Source organism: Leisingera sp. XS_AS12, assembly GCF_041224635.1.
GTDB lineage: Bacteria > Pseudomonadota > Alphaproteobacteria > Rhodobacterales > Rhodobacteraceae > Leisingera.
In genome coordinates this window covers 446,095-464,235 of the sequence record NZ_JBGFGM010000128.1, presented here as the reverse complement: position 1 = coordinate 464,235, position 18,141 = coordinate 446,095, and the positions used below count along the sequence as shown (strand labels likewise).

16 protein-coding genes are annotated in these 18,141 nt (G+C 66.4%); 11 read left to right on the top strand and 5 right to left on the bottom strand.

Features of this window, described 5'->3' with window-relative positions; genetic code table 11:
* Window positions 1-165: 165 nt before the first annotated feature.
* Window positions 166-2,514: an ATP-binding protein gene (locus AB9K35_RS24230; RefSeq protein ID WP_369930109.1), complete on the top strand. Its 2,349-nt coding sequence runs from the start codon at window positions 166-168 to the stop codon at window positions 2,512-2,514.
* Window positions 2,515-2,801: 287 nt separating this feature from the next.
* Here AB9K35_RS24230 and yaaA read toward each other — a convergent pair whose 3' ends face one another.
* From yaaA to AB9K35_RS24215, 3 genes are all read right to left on the bottom strand, one after another.
* Window positions 2,802-3,566, bottom strand: coding sequence for a peroxide stress protein YaaA (gene yaaA / locus AB9K35_RS24225; protein ID WP_369930108.1), 765 nt, complete (start codon window positions 3,564-3,566; stop codon window positions 2,802-2,804).
* Window positions 3,567-3,607: 41 nt separating this feature from the next.
* Complete coding sequence (gene recQ, locus AB9K35_RS24220; RefSeq protein WP_369930106.1) at window positions 3,608-5,665, bottom strand: DNA helicase RecQ; 2,058 nt, start codon at window positions 5,663-5,665, stop codon at window positions 3,608-3,610.
* Between the two features lie 205 nt (window positions 5,666-5,870).
* The gene (locus AB9K35_RS24215) at window positions 5,871-6,158 is read right to left on the bottom strand and encodes a YggT family protein (protein ID WP_222454624.1); all 288 of its coding nucleotides are present in this window, start codon (window positions 6,156-6,158) and stop codon (window positions 5,871-5,873) included.
* Window positions 6,159-6,291: 133 nt separating this feature from the next.
* On the opposite strand from AB9K35_RS24215, the gene AB9K35_RS24210 reads away from it, so the two are divergent.
* The 10 genes from AB9K35_RS24210 (at window position 6,292) to AB9K35_RS24165 (ending at window position 15,368) form a co-directional block, all read left to right on the top strand.
* Window positions 6,292-6,840: an acyl-CoA thioesterase gene (locus AB9K35_RS24210; RefSeq protein WP_369930104.1), complete on the top strand. Its 549-nt coding sequence runs from the start codon at window positions 6,292-6,294 to the stop codon at window positions 6,838-6,840.
* Between the two features lie 50 nt (window positions 6,841-6,890).
* Window positions 6,891-8,255 carry an MFS transporter gene (locus tag AB9K35_RS24205; RefSeq protein WP_369930102.1) on the top strand — a complete coding sequence of 455 codons (1,365 nt, stop codon included), beginning with the start codon at window positions 6,891-6,893 and terminating at the stop codon, window positions 8,253-8,255.
* Complete coding sequence (gene mepA / locus AB9K35_RS24200) at window positions 8,252-9,121, top strand: penicillin-insensitive murein endopeptidase (protein WP_369930100.1); 870 nt, start codon at window positions 8,252-8,254, stop codon at window positions 9,119-9,121. Before AB9K35_RS24205 ends, mepA begins: the two co-directional genes overlap by 4 nt.
* On the top strand, window positions 9,094-10,008 hold the full coding sequence (locus tag AB9K35_RS24195) for an esterase-like activity of phytase family protein (protein WP_369930098.1): 915 nt from the start codon (window positions 9,094-9,096) through the stop codon (window positions 10,006-10,008). Before mepA ends, AB9K35_RS24195 begins: the two co-directional genes overlap by 28 nt.
* Window positions 10,009-10,240: 232 nt before the next feature.
* Window positions 10,241-10,876, top strand: coding sequence for a queuosine precursor transporter (locus tag AB9K35_RS24190; protein WP_369930096.1), 636 nt, complete (start codon window positions 10,241-10,243; stop codon window positions 10,874-10,876).
* A 260-nt stretch (window positions 10,877-11,136) separates the two neighbouring features.
* The gene (arfB, locus tag AB9K35_RS24185) at window positions 11,137-11,556 is read left to right on the top strand and encodes an alternative ribosome rescue aminoacyl-tRNA hydrolase ArfB (RefSeq protein ID WP_222454618.1); all 420 of its coding nucleotides are present in this window, start codon (window positions 11,137-11,139) and stop codon (window positions 11,554-11,556) included.
* A 176-nt stretch (window positions 11,557-11,732) separates the two neighbouring features.
* A complete protein-coding gene (locus AB9K35_RS24180; RefSeq protein WP_369930094.1) occupies window positions 11,733-12,761 on the top strand; it encodes a P1 family peptidase in 1,029 nt (342 codons plus the stop codon).
* 109 nt (window positions 12,762-12,870) lie between these two features.
* Window positions 12,871-13,332, top strand: coding sequence for a cytochrome c family protein (locus AB9K35_RS24175; RefSeq protein ID WP_369930092.1), 462 nt, complete (start codon window positions 12,871-12,873; stop codon window positions 13,330-13,332).
* A gap of 147 nt (window positions 13,333-13,479) precedes the next feature.
* A complete protein-coding gene (gene idi / locus AB9K35_RS24170) occupies window positions 13,480-14,022 on the top strand; it encodes an isopentenyl-diphosphate Delta-isomerase (protein WP_222454616.1) in 543 nt (180 codons plus the stop codon).
* 89 nt (window positions 14,023-14,111) lie between these two features.
* Window positions 14,112-15,368 carry a flavin-dependent oxidoreductase gene (locus AB9K35_RS24165; RefSeq protein ID WP_369930090.1) on the top strand — a complete coding sequence of 419 codons (1,257 nt, stop codon included), beginning with the start codon at window positions 14,112-14,114 and terminating at the stop codon, window positions 15,366-15,368.
* Window positions 15,369-15,629: 261 nt separating this feature from the next.
* Here AB9K35_RS24165 and glpK read toward each other — a convergent pair whose 3' ends face one another.
* Both glpK and panC read right to left on the bottom strand, forming a co-directional pair.
* On the bottom strand, window positions 15,630-17,120 hold the full coding sequence (glpK, locus tag AB9K35_RS24160; RefSeq protein ID WP_369930088.1) for a glycerol kinase GlpK: 1,491 nt from the start codon (window positions 17,118-17,120) through the stop codon (window positions 15,630-15,632).
* A gap of 153 nt (window positions 17,121-17,273) precedes the next feature.
* On the bottom strand, window positions 17,274-18,134 hold the full coding sequence (gene panC / locus AB9K35_RS24155; RefSeq protein WP_369930085.1) for a pantoate--beta-alanine ligase: 861 nt from the start codon (window positions 18,132-18,134) through the stop codon (window positions 17,274-17,276).
* Between the last annotated feature and the right edge of the window lie 7 nt (window positions 18,135-18,141).

Below are 18,141 nucleotides of genomic sequence, written 5' to 3'. Positions count from 1 at the left end.
AACAAACGCGGCATGGCACCCTCCAAAACTGGCGACAGGCTGGCACGCGCTTAACGTCATGGCAAGATTCCCCGGCGTAACACCAAGAGAGCAGCATTCCTGCTTGCGGACGCGGATTTTTCCCGTGCGACGTTTGATGTTAATAGATTGCCGGAGTTTGCAGGGATGAGCCTTGCTGAAAAATTGGCGGAGGAGCGGCGAGCAAGACTGGCCGCAGAACGGTTGCTTGAACTGAAGCAGGCCGAACTGTCCGCTGCCAATCGCAAGCTGGGCCGCCACGCACTGGCACTGACCAAACAGATCGGCCAGACGCAGGCCGAAGTCGCCACCGTCCGCGACGAAAACGCCAAGGTCAAATCCGACCTCACCACCGCCAACGAGAAGATCGAAACCGCCGAGCGGCGGCTGTGGCATTCGATCCAGGCCTTTCAGGACGGCTTTGCCTTCTTTGATTCCAACAGCAAGCTGATCGGCGCCAATACCGCCTACCTGAACATCTTTGACGGCCTCGAGGAGGTGGCGCCGGGGATCTCCTACATGCGGATCCTGCAATTGATGACCGACGAAGGGCTGGTCAACACGGGCGAACTGGCCGCCGATGCCTGGCGCGACATGATGACGGATCGCTGGCTGTCGGATTCGCCCGCGCCGATCATGGTTCAGCTCTGGGACGAACGCTATCTGCGGCTGATCGACCAGCGCGGCCACGGCGGTGACATGGTGTCTCTGGCGCTGGACATCACCTCGACCGTGCGACACGAGCATGAGCTGCGCGAAGCCCGCGCCCGCGCCGAGGAGGCCAACCGGGCCAAGTCTGCCTTCCTTGCCAACATGAGCCACGAAATCCGCACCCCGATGAACGGCGTCGTGGGCATGGCCGAACTGCTGAGCGATACCGGTCTGGACGAGGAACAGCGGCTTTATGCCGATACAATCAAGAGCTCGGGCGAGGCGCTGCTGGTCATCATCAACGACGTGCTCGACTACTCCAAGATCGAGGCCGACAAGCTGGAGCTGCACCCCGAGCCCTTCGATCTGGAGCGCTGCCTGCATGAGGTGGTGATGCTGCTGCAACCCACTGCGCGCGACAAGGGGCTGGCGCTGGTGGTGGATTACGACCTGTTCCTGCCCACCCGGTTCACCGGCGATCCCGGCCGGATCCGCCAGGTGCTGACCAATCTGGCGGGCAATGCGGTGAAATTCACCAAGGAAGGGCACGTCACGCTGCGGGTGACCGGCATCAGCGCGCCCGACAGCGAGATCTGCTCGGTGCATATCACTATCGAAGACACCGGTATCGGTATCCCCGCCGAAAAGGTCGACCACATCTTTGGCGAATTCAACCAGGTCGAGGACGAGCGCAACCGCAAGTTTGAGGGCACCGGACTGGGTCTGGCGATCTCCAAGCGGCTGATCGAATTGATGGGCGGTGAGATCTGGGTCGACAGCGAAGAGGGCAAGGGCTCGTGCTTTGGGCTGCGGGTGCCGCTGCCGCTGGAGGGCGATGGTGGCAACACGCTGCCGGAACTGCCAGAGACGCTGCGCCATGTGTTGCTGGTCGACGACCGGCCGCTGAACCGCGAAATCCTGCAGAAACACCTGTTGATGCTGGGCATCCAGGTGACGACGGCCGACAATGCTGCCGCTGCGAGGGCGGCGATCGGCAAGGATATCGACCTGGTCATCAGCGGACATAATCCCCCCGCGCTGGACGGGGTGGAGCTGGCCCGTGACCTCAAATCCGGCCCACGGCACGATGTGCCCCTGTTGCTGCTGAACTCCAGCCCGCAGGCCTGCAACGGGCTGCAGGTGGGGGATCTGGTCAGCGGCATTCTGCAATATCCGACGCCGCGCTCGGACCTGTTCGACCATCTCGCCCGGCTGGGCCGGGAGGCCGCGGCCCCGGCCTGCGACAACGCCGACCCGCATGGGGAACAGCAGGCAGCGCCAGCTGCGGCAGGCGCCACGCAGGACCACGCGGACAACACGGGGTCCGGTCAGCGCGACCAATCCGCAGAGGACGTCACCGCGCTGCAGGCCACCCCGCCGCAAGCGGACAACGCACCGGACGCGCCCGCGCCGGTGTTGCGCCGCATGCGGGTGCTGGCCGCCGAGGACAACAAGACCAACCAGTTGGTGTTTCGCAAAATGGTCAAGGACCTCGATATCGAGCTGCGATTTGCCAACAACGGGATCGAGGCGGTGGAGGCGTTCAAGGCGTTCGAGCCCGATCTGGTCTTCATGGACATCTCGATGCCGATGATGGACGGCAAGGAGGCCACGGTCGAAATCCGCAAGATCGAGGCGGACACCGGGGGCCATGTGCCGATCGTGGCGCTGACCGCACATGCGATGACAGGCGATTCAGACGCGATCCTGGCCGCCGGTCTGGACCACTACCTGACCAAACCGCTCCGCAAGGCGCTGATTCACGAGAAGCTGCACGCCTTTGCGCCCGCCGACGCGCTGCCCCTCACGCCCGCCACGCCGCCCGCGGCTGCCGAAGCCTCCTGACCTCCAGCGACGTGAGTTTCGGCGTCTGGCGGCGTCCGGCACGACATTACAACGGCAGGATTGCAGCCCGCCCCGCACGCGGCCCAGCGGCAACGGTGCGCAAACGTCGTCTTGTCACAGCCCAGGTCGCCTCGCTGCAACCGCGCTTGTTCTCTCGGTTTTCCGAAATTCTCCCGCGCCCGCGGGCGAATCGGCTGCGCCGACACGCGCCTTGTGCGGCCTTGGGCCCGGCACGTTGCATTCCCTGAATGCGGCGGACCGGGCGGGAGGCGGCCCGCCCCTGAGGGTCAAGCGCGGCGCAGGAAAACCGGCTTGTCCGGTTCCGACAGATCCGGCTGATAGGCATAGCCGCCAGCGTCGAAATCCTTGAGGCTGGCGGCGTCGTTCAGGCGATGCTGAATGATGTAGCGCGCCATCGCGCCACGGGCGCGCTTGGCGTAGAAGCTGACCACCTTGGGCGTGCCGTTCTTGTCTTCCATGAACACCGGCGTCACCACCCGCAGCTTCAGCGCCGACAGATCCACCGCGCCGAAATACTCCTGACTGGCACAGTTCACCAGCACCTGCGCGCCGGTGGCGGCGGCCTGTTCGTTCAGCGCCTCGGAAATCCGGCTGCCCCAGTATTCGTACAGGTTCTTGCCGCGCGGATTCTTAAGACGCGAGCCCATCTCCAGCCGGTAGGGCTGCATCGCATCCAGCGGCCGCAGCACGCCGTAAAGCCCCGACAGGATGCGCAGGTGGTCCTGCGCCCAGGCCAGTTCCTCCGCATCCAGCGAGGCGGCCTCCAGCCCCTGGTAGGTGTCACCGGCAAAGGCCAGCACCGCCGGTCGGGTGGCCTCTGTCGCGGGGTCTGCGGCAAACTCCTGAAAACGCGTATAATTCAGCTGCGCCAGATCAAGGCTGATGTGCATCAGCTTCATCAGTTCGGCCACCGTCAGCGCGCGCGCCACCTCTGCCAGCGCCACCGCGTCGTCATGCAGCGCGGGCCAGGTCATGTCCTGATCCCGTTCCGCCCAGTCCAGCTTCTTGGCCGGAGAGGTCACTACCAGCATGTCTGCCCCCGAATATCTGCCCTATGATCCTTGGCGCGATCCTATCCCGCGCCGCGCAAGACGTCCAGAAACGCCGATGCGAAACGTTCCGCGCGGCGCTCTCCCAGCAGCCGGGTCAGCCCGGCCTCGTCATCGGGGCGCATCTGCGCCACCTTGGCCAGAAGAGAGGCCGAGCAGGTCAGCGGTTTCAGCGTGCCGCATTCACCACGGGCCAGCTGCGCCTGCACCTCCAGAAGCCGGTCATAGGCGGAGCCCGCACCGCGCCCGGCCAGCTTGCGCCGCGCCGGGTGCAGCTGCTCGACCGCGCCGGTGATGACGCCGAGGAAATCATCGCCGTAGCGTTCCAGCTTCTTGGCGCCGACACCGCTGATCCGCGCCATCTGGTCGAGGGTTTCGGGCCGCCTCTCGGCCATCTCGATCAGGGTGCGGTCGGGGAAGATCACATAGGCCGGCACTTTCTGCGCCTCGGCCAGCGCGCGGCGCTTGGCCTTGAGCGCCGACAAGAGCGGCGCGTCTTCCTCGGACACCAGAGCCTTCACTGCCGGGCGGCGGTCGGCCGATTTAATGGTGTCACGGCGCAGCTCGATCGTCTGCTCGCCGCGCAGGATCGGCAGGGCGGCCTCGGTAAAGCGCAGCGCGCCATGGCGTTCCGGGTCGGGGCGCAACAGGTCGTGGCCCATCATCTGGCGAAACACCGCCTGCCACTGGCGTTTACCGAATTCCTTGCCGCAGCCATAGACCGACAGCTGGTCATGGCGCTTGGCTCGGATGCGGTCGTTGTCGACGCCAAGCAGGATGTCGATCAGATGGCCGGAGCCGAACCACTCCTCGGTCCTGAGCACGGCCGAGAGCGCCTTGCGCACCACCGTGGTGCCGTCGAAGACATCCGCCGGGGTGTCGCAGAGGTCGCAGTTGCCGCAGGGCTCTGCCTCTTCGCCGAAATAGCCCAGCAGCTTCTGGCGGCGGCAGTGCAGCGCCTCGGCCAGCCCAAGGAGGGCGTTCAGCCGGGCGTGATCGGCGGCGCGACGTTCCGGCGGGGCGAGCCCCTCGTCCACCTGGGTGCGGCGCAGGCGGATGTCATCGGGGCCAAACAGCGTCAGGGTTTCGGCGGGCGCGCCGTCGCGGCCAGCGCGGCCGATTTCCTGATAATAGGCCTCGATGGATTTCGGCAGGTCAGCGTGGGCGACCCAGCGGATGTCGGGCTTGTCGATGCCCATGCCAAAGGCGACGGTGGCCACCACGATCAGACCGTCCTCGCGCGCAAAGCGGGTCTCGACGATGCGGCGATCCTCGGCCTCCATGCCGCCGTGGTAGAAACAGGCGGAATGCCCGTCTTCGCGCAGCGCCGCCGCCAGCGCCTCGGTTTTGGCCCGGGTGCCGCAGTAGACGATGCCGGATTGCCCCTTGCGGGCGGCGGCGAACTCGAGGATCTGGCGGCGCGGATTGTCCTTGGCGGCAAAGGCGAGGTGGATGTTGGGCCGGTCAAAGCCCCGCAGGAAGCTGCGCGGGGCTTCGCCATCGAACAGCTTTTCGACGATTTCCGCTCTGGTTTCCTGATCCGCCGTCGCGGTGAAGGCGGCCAGCGGCACGTCCAGCGCGCGGCGCAACTCGCCAATGCGCAGGTAATCGGGGCGGAAGTCATGGCCCCATTGGCTGACGCAATGCGCCTCGTCGACCGCGATCAGGCTGACACCGATGCGGCGCAACATGCCCATGGCCGCCCCCGAGGCGAGCCGCTCGGGCGCCATATAGAGGAGTTTCAGCTGCCCCGCCTCGATCGCCTGCCAGACCGCTTCGGTTTCCTCGTCAGTGTTGCCGGAGGTGAGCGCGCCGGCGGTGACACCCGCCTCCTGCAGCGCGCGGACCTGATCGCGCATCAATGCGATGAGGGGGGAAATCACCACGGTGACGCCCTCGCGCAAAAGGGCAGGCAATTGGTAGCACAGGGATTTGCCGCCGCCGGTGGGCATGATCGCCAGCACGTTTTCGCCCGCGGTGACGGCGTCGACGATCTCCTCCTGACCGGGGCGGAAGGCGTCAAAGCCGAAGATCTCGCGCAGGATCGGGGTCGCGCCTGGCAGGGCTGCGGTGGCTGTCATGGGGGCGGGTGGCCTCGGTGTGGTGTCTGCTCTTGCTTGGCAGGCACAATCCCACAGGAGGCATGGGGCGGCAAGGGGCGTTGAGGGGGCGTCTTCACGCCAAGGGCTGCGCCCGAGCCTGAGAGAGGGCGCGCAAGCACCCTGCCGTGGGGAGGGTCGGGTGCAGCCCGGCCTGTCGACCGGGCGGTACGTCATTTGCGCAGTGTCAGTAGAACGCCGCGACGTTGTTCACCAGGATGATGCGCAGCGCGTAGACCGCGATCAGCACCACCAGCGGCGCCAGGTCGAGACCGCCCATGTTGGGCAGGATCCGGCGCACCGGCGCATAAAGCGGCTCCAGAATGCGGTTCAGCCCGTACCAGATCTGCCCGACCAATTGCTGGTGCAGGTTCAGAACCTGGAAATTGATGAGCCAGCTCATGATCACATGGGCAATGATGAAGAACCAGACGATGTCGAGGATCAGCATCAGGATTTGGAACAGCGAGACCATCTGTGTTTCCTTCTTTAAATCAGCCTCACAGGTAAGCAGACAGCGCAAAATGTGCAAGGGTTCCGCAAGGTTGCGGTTGACGGGCTGTAAACGGGTGGCATCACGGATACATCTCATCAAGGAGCGTGTGCCGATGTACCCGATTTTCCGTCTGATCAAGGACACCATTCTCGCCAGCCGGATGGAGCCGCTGCCGATCACCGGCCTGCATGTCTCGCACCATATCTGCTGGCCCTGGGATCTGGACATGTGGATGGAGCTGAACAACGGCCGCACCATGACGCTCTATGACCTGGGGCGCACCATGCTGGCGCAGCGCGCCGGGCTGATCGGGGCGCTGAAGAAGAACCGCTGGGGGTTGACGGTGGCGGGGTCGTCGGTGCGCTATCGCCGCCGCATCCGCGGGTTCGAAAAATTCGAAATGCGCAGCCGCGCCGCGGGCTGGGACGAGAAGTTCATCTACGTCGAGCAATCCATGTGGAAGAAGAACGGCGACTGCGCCAGCCACGTGATGCTGCGCACCGCGGTCACCGACCGCAATGGCATCGTGCCGCCCGCCCGGGTGCTGGCGGCGCTGGGACAGGCCGAGACGCCATCGCCCGAGTTGCCGAAATGGATCCTTGACTGGTGCGAAGCGGATGCCGGCCGACCCTGGCCGCCGATGCAGGACGGGCTTGCCTGACCCCCTGCCCGGCTGTCATACCTGAAGGCAACTATAACAAGAGGCCGGGTATGCAGCAGGTGTCCACGCGCAAGCGGATCTGGGGGTGGTGGTTCTTTGACTGGGCCAGCCAGCCCTATCACACGCTGCTGGTGACCTTTGTCTTCGGCCCGTTCTTTGCAGCCGTTGCCACCGACCATTTCATCGCGCAGGGGCTTGCCGGAGAGGCCGCCAAGGCCGAGGCGCAGACCATATGGTCCCTGTGCCTGACGGTGACCGGGCTGATGATCGGGTTGGGCGCGCCCTTCATGGGGGCGCTGGCCGATATTTCGGGGCGGCGGCGGCCGTGGATCCTCGCCTTCTCGGCGATGTATGTGCTGGGCGCGGCGGGGCTGTGGTTCACCGATCCCGGCGGCGGCAACCTTTGGTGGATGCTGGTCAGCTTCGGGCTCGGCTTCATTGGAGCCGAATTCGCGCTGATCTTCGTCAACGCGCAGCTGCCCTCGCTGGCCGGGCGCGACGATGTGGGGGACGTGTCGGGATCGGGCTATGCCTTCGGCTATCTCGGCGGCGTGCTGTCGCTGTTCATCATGCTCCTGCTGTTTGTCGAACAGGCCAGCGGCAAGACCCTGATCGGTCTCAGCCCGCTGTTCGGGCTGGACCCGGCGGCGCGCGAGGGCACTCGGGCGGTGGGGCCGTTCACTGCGCTGTGGTTTGCCCTGTTCATGGTGCCATACTTCCTGTGGGTGCGCGAAGGCCGCGCCACCGGGCAGCGCGGCACGCTGGGCCAGGCGGTGGCGCTGGTGGTGCAATCGGTAAAGAACCTGCGCCACCGTGTCAGCCTCGCCAGCTACCTCGGTTCTTCGATGCTGTACCGCGATGCGCTGAACGGGCTCTATGGCTTTGGCGGCGTTTATGCCAAGCTGGTGCTGGGCTGGCAGATCACCCTGATCGGCGTCTTCGGCATCGTCGCGGCGCTGGCGGCCACGGTGTTCTGCTGGCTGGGCGGCAAGGCGGACCGGCGGTTCGGCCCCAAGCCGGTGATCACGGTGTCGATCCTGGTGCTGAGCCTAGTCTGCCTGACCATCGTCAGCATGTCGCGGACGCAGATCTATGGCATCCCGCTGCCGGAAGGGTCCAGGCTGCCGGACGCGGTGTTCTTTGCCTGCGGTGTGCTGATCGGCGGTTTCGGCGGCATCCTGCAATCGGCGAGCCGCAGCCTGATGGTGCGCCATACCGACCCGCTGAAGGCGACCGAGAGCTTTGGCCTCTATGGCCTGTCGGGCCGCGCCACCGCCTTCCTCGCGCCGGCGCTGATTGGCCTCGCCACCACCGTTACCGGCAGCGCCCGGCTGGGGATCACCCCGGTGATCGCGCTGTTTGCTGCCGGGCTGTTCCTGTTGTTCTGGGTAAATGGAGAAGGAGACCAAGGGTGAAACTGTTACTTGCCATCTGTCTGTCGGTGATCGGGTTCGCGGTTCCGGCAAGCGCGCAGACCCCGGCCAAGGCGCTGTTCGGTGCCAAACCGGACGCCTCGCAGCAGCGGCCCGCGCCGTTTGGTTCCTACTCCAAGGGCTGCGTGGCCGGCGCTGTGCAACTGCCCGAAACCGGCCCCACCTGGCAGGCGATGCGCCTCAGCCGCAACCGCAACTGGGGTCACCCCGAGACGATCGACTTCATCAAGGATCTGAGCCGGTTTGCGGCCCGGCAGCGGGGCTGGAACGGGCTCTATATCGGCGACATCAGCCAGCCGCGCGGCGGGCCGATGCTGTCGGGCCACCGCAGCCATCAGATCGGGCTCGATATCGACATCTGGATGCGCCCCGCCGACCGCCTGAACCTGAGCCGCAAGGCGCGCGAGAACATCTCCTCGATCTCGATGCGGCGGGCCAAGGGCGCCTATGTCAACGGCAGCTGGACCCGCGCCCACCACGAAATCCTGAAGGCCGCCGCCAAGGACCGGCGGGTGGCGCGGATCTTTGTCTTTCCCGGCGCCAAGGTGCAGATGTGCAATGACGAGAAGGGCAACCGCAACTGGCTGCGCAAGATCCGGCCCTGGTGGGGACACCACTATCACTTCCATGTGCGGCTGAACTGCCCGCGCGGCGCGCGCGGCTGTGTCGAGCAAGCCCCGCCCCCCAAGGGCGATGGCTGCGCCGAAGCCCGGCAGTGGGTTGCCGACATCCTGAACCCGCCGCCGCCGAAACCGGTTGACCCCAGCGCTCCAAAGCCTAGACCGAGACGTGATTACACCCTTTCGGACCTGCCCCAGCAATGCGCCGCCGTTCTGCAATCAAACTGATCCTGCCACTGCTGGCCGCAGCCGGGCTGGCGGCGGCCGCCTATGCCGCCAAGCGCCCGGCGGACGCCGCGGTGCAACAGGCCCGGTATCTGGGCAGCTACAGCTGGCACCTGAAGCAGCCTTGGTTCGGCGGGTTTTCGGCCCTGAAGCTGAGCGACAACGGTCAGGCGCTGACCGCGCTCAGCGACCGGGCGACGTTGGTCACCAGTCGCATCCGCCGCCGCGACGGCCAGATTGCCGCCATTTCGGTCACCGCCGCCCATCCGCTGCTCGCTTCGAGCGGCAAGGTGCTGAACGGCCCCTCCGGTGACAGTGAAGGGCTCGCGGTGGCCGCCGACGGCGTGCGCTACATCTCCTTTGAAGGCACCGCGCGGGTGGCACGGTATCAGCACCCGCAGGACCGGGCCGAGGTGCTGCCCCGCCCCGGCGCCTTTCGCAAGCTGCCGCGCAACAAGTCGCTGGAAACCCTGGCGATCGATCGGCACGGTCATCTCTACACGCTACCCGAACGGGCATTGGACCAGCAGGGGCAAATCCCGGTCTGGCGCTGGAACGGGCGCAAGTGGTCACGGCCCTTCAGCCTTCCGCCACGCGGAGGATTTCTTCCGGTGGATGCGGATTTCGGCCCCGACGGGCGTTTCTACCTGCTGGAACGCGACCTGACGCTGCTGGGCTTTCGCAGCCGCCTGCGCCGGTGGGACATCACGGCGGAAGGGCCCGCGAACGAGGTCACACTGTTGCAGACTGCGGCCGGCACCCACGACAACCTCGAAGGGCTGTCGATCTGGCGCGCCCCCACGGGCGGGCTGCGCGCCACCATGATCTCGGACGACAATTTCCTGCCCCTGCAACGCACCGAGCTGGTGGAATACGCATTGCCACGCTGACCGCATGCGCCCCCGGCGCCGCGCCAGCGGCGCCCGGCCCAACCGAAAAGGCGCAATCGCAGATGCGCCGTCTTCGGGCGGGAGCGCACGCCCCTCTCGTCTCCGCCAACTGGACGCGCCGTGCAACCGCGATATGTAATCCTTGCAGCAGCTGCCCAGCCGGTGTAGGAGGGCCAGTCTTTCGCTTCGGCGGAACAAGTCTCCGCGACCTTGTATAAAAAACGGATCCAAAATGACCCGCACTTACCTTCCCGGCATTCTTGCCATGGCCGCCGTCGTTGTGGCCTCCAACATCCTGGTGCAATTCCTGTACGGCCAATGGCTGACCTGGGGCGCCTTCACCTATCCCATCGCCTTCCTCGTCACCGACGTGATGAACCGCGTCTATGGCGCGGCCGCGGCGCGGCGGATCGTGGCCGTCGGCTTTGTCGTCGGGGTGATCTGCTCGCTGATTGGCACCCAGATCATGCTTGAAGGCGATGGCTACAGCTATCCGGCCGTCACCCTGCGCATCGCGCTCGGCTCTGGCCTCGCCTTCCTGACCGCGCAGATGCTCGACGTGGCCGTGTTCTCGGCCCTGCGCGAGGGCAAGTGGTGGCGCGCGCCGCTGGCCTCGACGCTGGTCGGCTCCTCCGTCGATACCGCGCTGTTCTTCACCATCGCGTTCTCCGGCGCGCTGAGCTGGCTGGAGCCGGGCAATGACGTCTCCTGGGCCGGCGAGATGCTGCCGCTCCTGGGCAGCGGGCCGATGGCGCCGCTGTGGGTGTCGCTGGCCCTGGCCGACTGGATGGTGAAATTGTCGCTGGCGCTGCTGGCGCTTGTGCCCTTCCGCATCATCGTGCGTAAACTCAGCGCAAGTACCACATGATTTTGTTTTGACATCTGCCGAATCTATGGCAGGCTGAAGTCACACGAAACATTCAGAAAGGAGGTGCCCATTGTCTAGAGAAGCTATGGAGAGCAGTACCGGAACAGTTCAGAAGGAGTGCGGCCGAGGCAGCCCTTGGCGCGTATAGAACTCTGAATTGGTGCTGACCTAACCGGTGCACCTCCTATCATCTCGAAGGGCTGTTCCCGCGTGTGGGAACAGCCCTTTCGATTCTTGGCCCCCCGGGCCATAAAGACCCCATGATCCGCATCAACGACCAGATCACCCTGCAAGACTGGGAAATGACCGAGAGCTTCATGCGCGCCTCGGGGCCCGGCGGGCAGAATGTGAACAAGGTGGCCACCGCCGTCGAGCTGCGGTTCGAGGCCGAGCGCTCGCCCGCGCTGACGCCCGCGGTCAAGAACCGGTTGAAACGGCTGGCCGGGCGGCGCTGGACCAAGGACGGTGCCATCCTCCTGCAATGCGACGAGACCCGCTCGCAGCAGCGCAACCGCGAGATCGTGCGCGAGCGGCTGGCCGAACTGGTGCGCAAGGCGCTGGTCGCGCCCAAGCGGCGCATCGCCACAAAGCCCACCCGCGGCTCTGTCCGCCGCCGGTTGGACGCCAAGAAACAGCGCGGGGCGCTGAAGGCCAACCGCGGCAAGGTTGATCCCGATTGACGGGCACCGCACATCCAGAGATTGCACCCGCCCGCGCTTCGGACCATGCTGCCGCAAACCACTCGGGAGAATGACATGCTGCGGGCAAGTGACACATCCAGGCGAGCAACCGGGCGCACCGCGTGCAGGATCCGGGTCCGCAGGCTGATTTCCCCGTCCGCCGTGGGAGACCGCGCATGACCCCGGGCCCCCGCAACCTGATCACCGATGTTTCGGGCCTGCGCGTTGGCAACGCCGAGGACCGCGCCTTGAAATCCGGCACCACGGTGCTGACCGCGGATACGCCCTTTACGGCCTCGGTACAGGTGATGGGCGGCGCGCCCGGCTCGCGTGAAACCGATCTGCTGGCGCCCGATAAATCCGTCGCCAAGATCGATGCGCTGGTGCTGTCCGGGGGATCTGCCTTTGGGTTGGAGGCCTGTTCCGGCGTCACCGAGGCGCTGCGCGCGCAGGGCCGCGGATTCGCGGTTGGACCGGCCCGGGTCCCGCTGGTGCCGGGCGCAATCCTGTTCGACCTGCTGAACGGCGGCAACAAGGACTGGGAGCAGAACCCTTACGCGGCCCTGGGGCGCCGCGCCTTCGAGGCGGCGGCGGAGACCTTCAGCCTCGGCACTGCCGGTGCGGGCTGCGGTGCGTTGACGGCCATGGTCAAGGGCGGGCTGGGGTCCGCTTCGCTGGTGCTGGACAGCGGCGTCACGGTGGGCGCGCTGGTGGCCGCCAATCCGATTGGTGCCGTGACCACCCCCGGCGAGCGGCACTTCTGGGCCGCCCCTTTCGAGATCGACGGAGAATTCGGCGGGCTGGGCGTGGACACCGCTGCCGGCCTTGGCCGCGACCTTGCCAGCCGCCGCATGGAGGCGATGCAGCGGATGGCGGATGGCGCCAAGCTGCCCGACGAGCGCGCCAATACCACGATTGCCATCGTTGCCACCGATGCGGATCTGTCAAAGGCGCAATGTCAACGCATGGCCAGCGCCGCCCATGACGGCATCGGCCGCGCCATCGTCCCCGCCCATATGCCCGGCGACGGGGATCTCATCTTTGCCGCCAGCACCAATGCGCGCCCCATGGGCGACCCCTCCGAATTGGCCGCGATCACCCATGCCGCCGCGCTGTGTCTCAGCCGGGCCATCGCACGCGCGGTCTGGCTGGCCCGGCCGGAACCGGGCGACCTGCTGCCCTGCGTCAGCGAAATCGCACGCTGACCGCCTCCCCACGCCCGCTGTCAGCATGCCGCGCGTCAAACTGCCGGTTGACTCCGCGGGCAATTAAACGATGAGTCTCCTCTGCCAACTCAGAACTGGAGCAAGCAAAATGAGACCTCTCGTAACCGCCGCCATCCTTGGCCTCCTCGCTGCCCCCGCCCTTGCCGCGGGCGATCCGGACAAGGGAGAGAAGGGGTTCAACAAGTGCAAGGCCTGCCACACCGTCACCTCTGATGCGGGCGAGGTTATCGTCAAGGGCGGCAAGACCGGTCCGAACCTGTGGGGCATCGCAGGCCGAACAGCCGGGTCCGTCGAGGGCTTCAACTACAGCAAGGACCTCGTTGCCGCGGGCGAAGCCGGGCTGGTCTGGGACGAAGAGAAATTCGTCGCCTTCACCGCCGATCCGCGCGCGTTCCTGCGGGAAGAGACCGGCAACTCCAAGGCCAAGTCGAAAATGTCGTTCCGCCTGAAGAAGGGCGGCGAGGACATCTACGCCTTCCTGGCCAGCCACGGCCCTGTCGCCGAGGAGGCTGCCGCCGCCGAAGAAACGACCACGGCGCCATCCGAATAAGCAGCGGCCTGCACCAGGCCAGCCCCGAGGCCGCGGCATTTTCGCCGCGGCCTTTCGCGTAATTGCTTTCGTAACCCACAGGCGTTAGCGGTAGGAGCCGGGGTGCCCTGCGGGCAGCCACGCCGACGCAACCGTCACGGACACAACATGAGCCATATGATCCCCGCCTGGGTGAACGGCGATTTGACACCGGTGGACAAACTGGCCGCGCATGAACGCGGTCTGAAGCACAAGGCGGTCTCCGTCTTTGTGGTCAAAGGCGTGGAAATCCTGATGCAGCGCCGCGCCATGACCAAGTACCACACGCCAGGCCTCTGGGCGAACACCTGCTGCACCCACCCGATGTGGGAAGAACAACCCTCGGCCTGTGCGGTGCGCCGCATGCGCGAGGAATTGGGTATTACCGGGCTTTACCCCGAGTTCCGGCACCACCTGGAATACCGCGCCGACGTCGGCAACGGGCTGATCGAACATGAGGCGGTGGATGTGTTCCTCGCCCATGTGCACCGCCCGCTGAAAGTCACGCCGAACCCGGCCGAAGTGATGGAAACCCGCTGGGTCGACTACCACGACCTGCTGGCCGAGGTCAGTCGCCACCCGGAACGCTTCACCCCCTGGCTGAAGATCTACCTGCACAGCTATGCCGACGTCATCTTCGGCCCGGACCTGATCATCGCGGGTCGCCGCTAGCCTCCCCTACAGCCTCCCCCTCCCCTTAAGTCTTGCCCTGCGCGGCGGGCTGTGGTTCTGTGCCACGGAAATTGAGAGGTATACTTATCATGTCCATCCTCATCGCCGGCGGCGGTATCGCCGGGCTGTCACTGGGGCTGACCCTGCACCAGATCGGGGTGCCGTTTCACATCTATGAATCCGCGGCGGAGCTGAGGCCGATGGGCGTTGGCATCAACCTGCAGCCCAACGCGGTGCGGGAGTTGCTGGACCTCGGGCTGGGAGAGGAGCTGGAGGCGATCGGGGTGCAGACCCGGCAGCTGGGGTTCTACAGCAAGCTGGGCAACACCATCTGGGAAGAGCCGCGCGGCCGCGGCGCTGGCTATGCCTGGCCGCAGTATTCGGTCCACCGCGGCGCGTTGCAGATGATGCTCTACCGCACCTTGCTGGAGCGCGCAGGCCCGGGCTGCATCACCACCGGCAGGCGCGCGGTCGGCTTCGAGACCACCGCCGACGGCGCGGCGCTGCTGCTGGCGGGCGGCACCCGCGCCGAGGGGACGCTGGTGGTTGCCGCGGATGGCATTCACTCGGCGCTGCGCGCGCAGATGGTCCCGGATGAGGGCGCACCCATCTGGAATGGCCGCATCCTGTGGCGCGCCACCACCCGCGCGCCCGAATTCAAGGGAGGCGCGGCGATGGCAATGATCGGCCACGACCAGCTGCGACTGGTGGCCTATCCGATCTCGGCCCCCGACGCCGATGGGCTGGTCACGATGAACTGGATCGCGGAAAAGAGTTTTGACCCCGCCGCCCCCTGGCGCCGCGAGGACTGGAACCGGCCTGCCGACATCGCTGAATTCCTGCCCGATTTCGAGGATTGGCGGTTCGGCTGGATCGACGTACCGGCGCTGATCCGCGGCGCCGATGTCGTTTATGAATACCCGATGGTGGACCGCGACCCGCTGGCACACTGGACCATCGGCCGGGTGACACTGATAGGCGATGCAGCGCATCCGACCTACCCGATCGGGTCCAACGGGGCCAGCCAGGCCATCGTGGATGCCCGGATCATCGGCGCGCAGCTCTTGGCCCATGGCCTCACCCCGACCGCCTTGCAGGCCTACGAGGACGCCGTTCGTCCGCTGGCCACGGCCGTTGGCCGCGCCAACCGGGCGGGCGGCGGACCGGACGCGGTGCTGCAACGTGTGGAAGATCTCTGCGGCGGCGCCTTTGACCACATCGATGAGGTCATCCCGACCACCGAACTGGCCGCCCATGCCGCCCGCTACAAATCCATCGCAGGCTTTTCCATCGAGGAACTGAACGCCCGCCCGCCCACCATCGCCGCAGGCGCGCGGCTGGCCTGACGCCCCCCGACCAGCGCCGGGTCAAGGGCGGCACAGCCGCCGTGCCGCAGGCACGGTTCACCCTTGAGGCGGGGATGGGCGGCCCCACACTGGGGCTGGCGCGTTCAAGGGCAGAGCTGCCCTTGAACCGCTTCTCGGCAGGCACCTGCGCCGTGCGAATGCACGGCGCCACGCCCAACTGTGCAGGTCATTCCGCAAGGAATGCGCCGAAGCAGGCGGGAGCCTTGGCTGGCGGGCTGGCTGGCGGGCTGGCTGGCGGGCTCAGATACCGATCACGGCCTGCACCGCCCGTTTCCAGCGGCCATAAGCCGCTTCGCGCATCTCGGGCTGCATCCGGGGGACGAACTGGCGATCCAACCGCCAGGTTTCGGCGAAACCGGCCTGGTCCGGGTAGACCCCGGCCCGCATCCCCGCCAACCAGGCAGCCCCCAGTGCGGTGGTCTCCTGCATCACTGGCCGGTCGACCGCAGCCCCCAGGATGTCCGACAGGCTCTGCATCGCCCAGTCGCTGGCACTCATGCCGCCGTCGACGCGCAGGGTCACCGTGTGGTGGCTGTCGTCCTCCCAGTCGGCGCGCATCGCCTCGTAGAGGTCCCGGGTCTGGTAGCCAACGCTTTGCAACGCCGCACGGGCGAACTCCGCCGGGCCGGAATTGCGGGTCAGCCCGAACATGCCGCCGCGACAGTCGGGCTGCCAGTAGGGCGCGCCAAGCCCGGTGAAGGCGGGCACCAGGATCACGTCCTGGCCCGGATCGGCCTTGTCCGCCAGCACGCCGCTCTCAGACGCCTTGCCGATGATGCCCAGCCCGTCGCGCAGCCATTGCACCGCGGCACCGGCAATGAAGATCGAGCCTTCCAGCGCATAGGTCGGCTTGCCGTCCAGCTGGTAGGCGATGGTTGTCAGCATCCGGTTCTTCGACACCACCGGCGCGTCGCCGGTGTTCAGCAGCGCAAAGCAGCCGGTGCCGTAGGTGGATTTCATCATCCCCGGCTTGAAACAGGCCTGGCCGATGGTGGCCGCCTGCTGGTCCCCTGCAACCCCCAGGATCGGAATGGCGCCTCCCAGGATCTCCGGATCGGTGATGCCAAAGTCGGCGGCACTGTCCTTGACCTCGGGCAGCATCTGCTGCGGCACCTCCAGCAGATCGCTGATGGTGCGGCTCCAGCGGCCCTTGCGGATGTCATACATCAGCGTGCGCGCGGCATTGGTGGCGTCCGTCACATGCGCGGCACCGCCGGTCAGCCGCCAGATCAGGAAACTGTCCACCGTGCCGAACAGCAGCTCCCCCGCGGCGGCGCGCGCCCGAGCGCCCTCGACCGTGTCGAGGATCCATTTCACCTTGGTGCCCGAGAAATACGGGTCCAGCAGCAGACCGGTGCGGTCGGCGACCATCTCCTCATGGCCGTCAGCCCGCAGCGTCTCGCAGATGGCGGCGGTGCGGCGGTCCTGCCAGACGATGGCATTGTGGATCGGCTTTCCGGTCTCGCGGTCCCAGACCACCGTGGTCTCCCGCTGGTTGGTGATGCCGATCCCCGCGATATCAGAGGCCGCCACCCCGAGGTCCGCCATCACCTGGCGACAGACCGCCAGAGTGCTGTCCCAGATGTCCTCCGGGTCGTGTTCGACCCACCCCGCCTGGGGGTAATGCTGGGTGAATTCCTGTTGCGCGGTACCGGCCACCTGCATCGCCCCGTCGAACAGGATCGCGCGGGTGGACGTGGTGCCCTGATCAATTGCCAGAATATAGGTCATCTGCTGCCTTCCAGTCTCCTCTGACCGCAGACAATAAACGCAAATCCGGTACCGCTACCAGTCCCTACTATATCTTTAGTACAAAAACCGCGCCGCGGCTGACCGCCGACTGCGGCATGGTCAGCGCAGATCGCACAGCCCGGCACATGCGCTTCAGCGCTGCACCTGCGCCACTTCGATATTGTCGATCAGGCGGATATCGCCCAGCCATGCGGCCGCCAGCAGCCGGGCCGGTCGGTCAGGGTAGTCCAGCGCCTTGAGGCTCTCGGCGCATCGGAGGTCGAAATACTCGACCTCGCCGAACCCGGCGGCAGCCAGTGCACGCCGGGCTTCGGCCTCCAGAGCCGACCAGGGCTCTCCTTGTGCCGCGCCCGTGGCAGCGGTCTGCATCGTCGCATAGAGCACCGCGGCCTGGGTCAGCGCCGCCTCGGACAGGCGCAGGTTGCGCGAGGACATGGCCAGGCCGGAGGCCTCGCGCACGGTGGGACAGCCCACCACCTCGATCGGGATATCCAGGTCGCGCGCCATGCGGGTCACCACCATCAGCTGCTGATAGTCCTTCTGACCGAAGAACGCCTTGTCGGCGCTGGTCTGCAGGAACAGCTTGGCCACGACCGTGGCGACGCCCTCGAAATGGCCGGGGCGGAAGGGGCCCTCCATGACGTCGGTGATGCTGCCGGTGACGGCGACGGTGCTGGCAAAGCCATCCGGGTAGATCTGGTCCGGGTCGGGAACGTAGATCGCATCGACACCGTAGGGGGCGAGCTTGGCCGCGTCCTCGTGCTCGGTCCGGGGGTAGTTGGCCAGGTCCTCGGCGTTGTTGAACTGCTTCGGGTTCACGAAGATGGTCACGATGACCCGGTCGCAAGCGGCCTTGGCGGCCTCGACCAGAGACAGGTGGCCTGCGTGCAGTGCCCCCATCGTGGGCACCACGGCAATGGTTTCACCGGCACGGCGCCACGCGGCTGTGCGGGTGCGCAGACCGTCGAGGCGGCGCAGGATCGGGGCGGTCATGGGAGTC

Excerpts from the sequence above, each read along its gene's own strand:
- AB9K35_RS24230 (WP_369930109.1), top strand. The coding sequence starts at position 166 with ATGAGCCTTGCTGAAAAATTGGCGGAGGAGCGGCGAGCAAGACTGGCC.
- yaaA (WP_369930108.1), bottom strand. The coding sequence starts at position 3,566 with ATGCTGGTAGTGACCTCTCCGGCCAAGAAGCTGGACTGGGCGGAACGG.
- recQ (WP_369930106.1), bottom strand. The coding sequence starts at position 5,665 with ATGACAGCCACCGCAGCCCTGCCAGGCGCGACCCCGATCCTGCGCGAG.
- AB9K35_RS24215 (WP_222454624.1), bottom strand. The coding sequence starts at position 6,158 with ATGGTCTCGCTGTTCCAAATCCTGATGCTGATCCTCGACATCGTCTGG.
- AB9K35_RS24210 (WP_369930104.1), top strand. The coding sequence starts at position 6,292 with ATGTACCCGATTTTCCGTCTGATCAAGGACACCATTCTCGCCAGCCGG.
- AB9K35_RS24205 (WP_369930102.1), top strand. The coding sequence starts at position 6,891 with ATGCAGCAGGTGTCCACGCGCAAGCGGATCTGGGGGTGGTGGTTCTTT.
- AB9K35_RS24195 (WP_369930098.1), top strand. The coding sequence starts at position 9,094 with ATGCGCCGCCGTTCTGCAATCAAACTGATCCTGCCACTGCTGGCCGCA.
- AB9K35_RS24190 (WP_369930096.1), top strand. The coding sequence starts at position 10,241 with ATGACCCGCACTTACCTTCCCGGCATTCTTGCCATGGCCGCCGTCGTT.
- arfB (WP_222454618.1), top strand. The coding sequence starts at position 11,137 with ATGATCCGCATCAACGACCAGATCACCCTGCAAGACTGGGAAATGACC.
- AB9K35_RS24180 (WP_369930094.1), top strand. The coding sequence starts at position 11,733 with ATGACCCCGGGCCCCCGCAACCTGATCACCGATGTTTCGGGCCTGCGC.
- AB9K35_RS24175 (WP_369930092.1), top strand. The coding sequence starts at position 12,871 with ATGAGACCTCTCGTAACCGCCGCCATCCTTGGCCTCCTCGCTGCCCCC.
- idi (WP_222454616.1), top strand. The coding sequence starts at position 13,480 with ATGAGCCATATGATCCCCGCCTGGGTGAACGGCGATTTGACACCGGTG.
- AB9K35_RS24165 (WP_369930090.1), top strand. The coding sequence starts at position 14,112 with ATGTCCATCCTCATCGCCGGCGGCGGTATCGCCGGGCTGTCACTGGGG.
- glpK (WP_369930088.1), bottom strand. The coding sequence starts at position 17,120 with ATGACCTATATTCTGGCAATTGATCAGGGCACCACGTCCACCCGCGCG.
- panC (WP_369930085.1), bottom strand. The coding sequence starts at position 18,134 with ATGACCGCCCCGATCCTGCGCCGCCTCGACGGTCTGCGCACCCGCACA.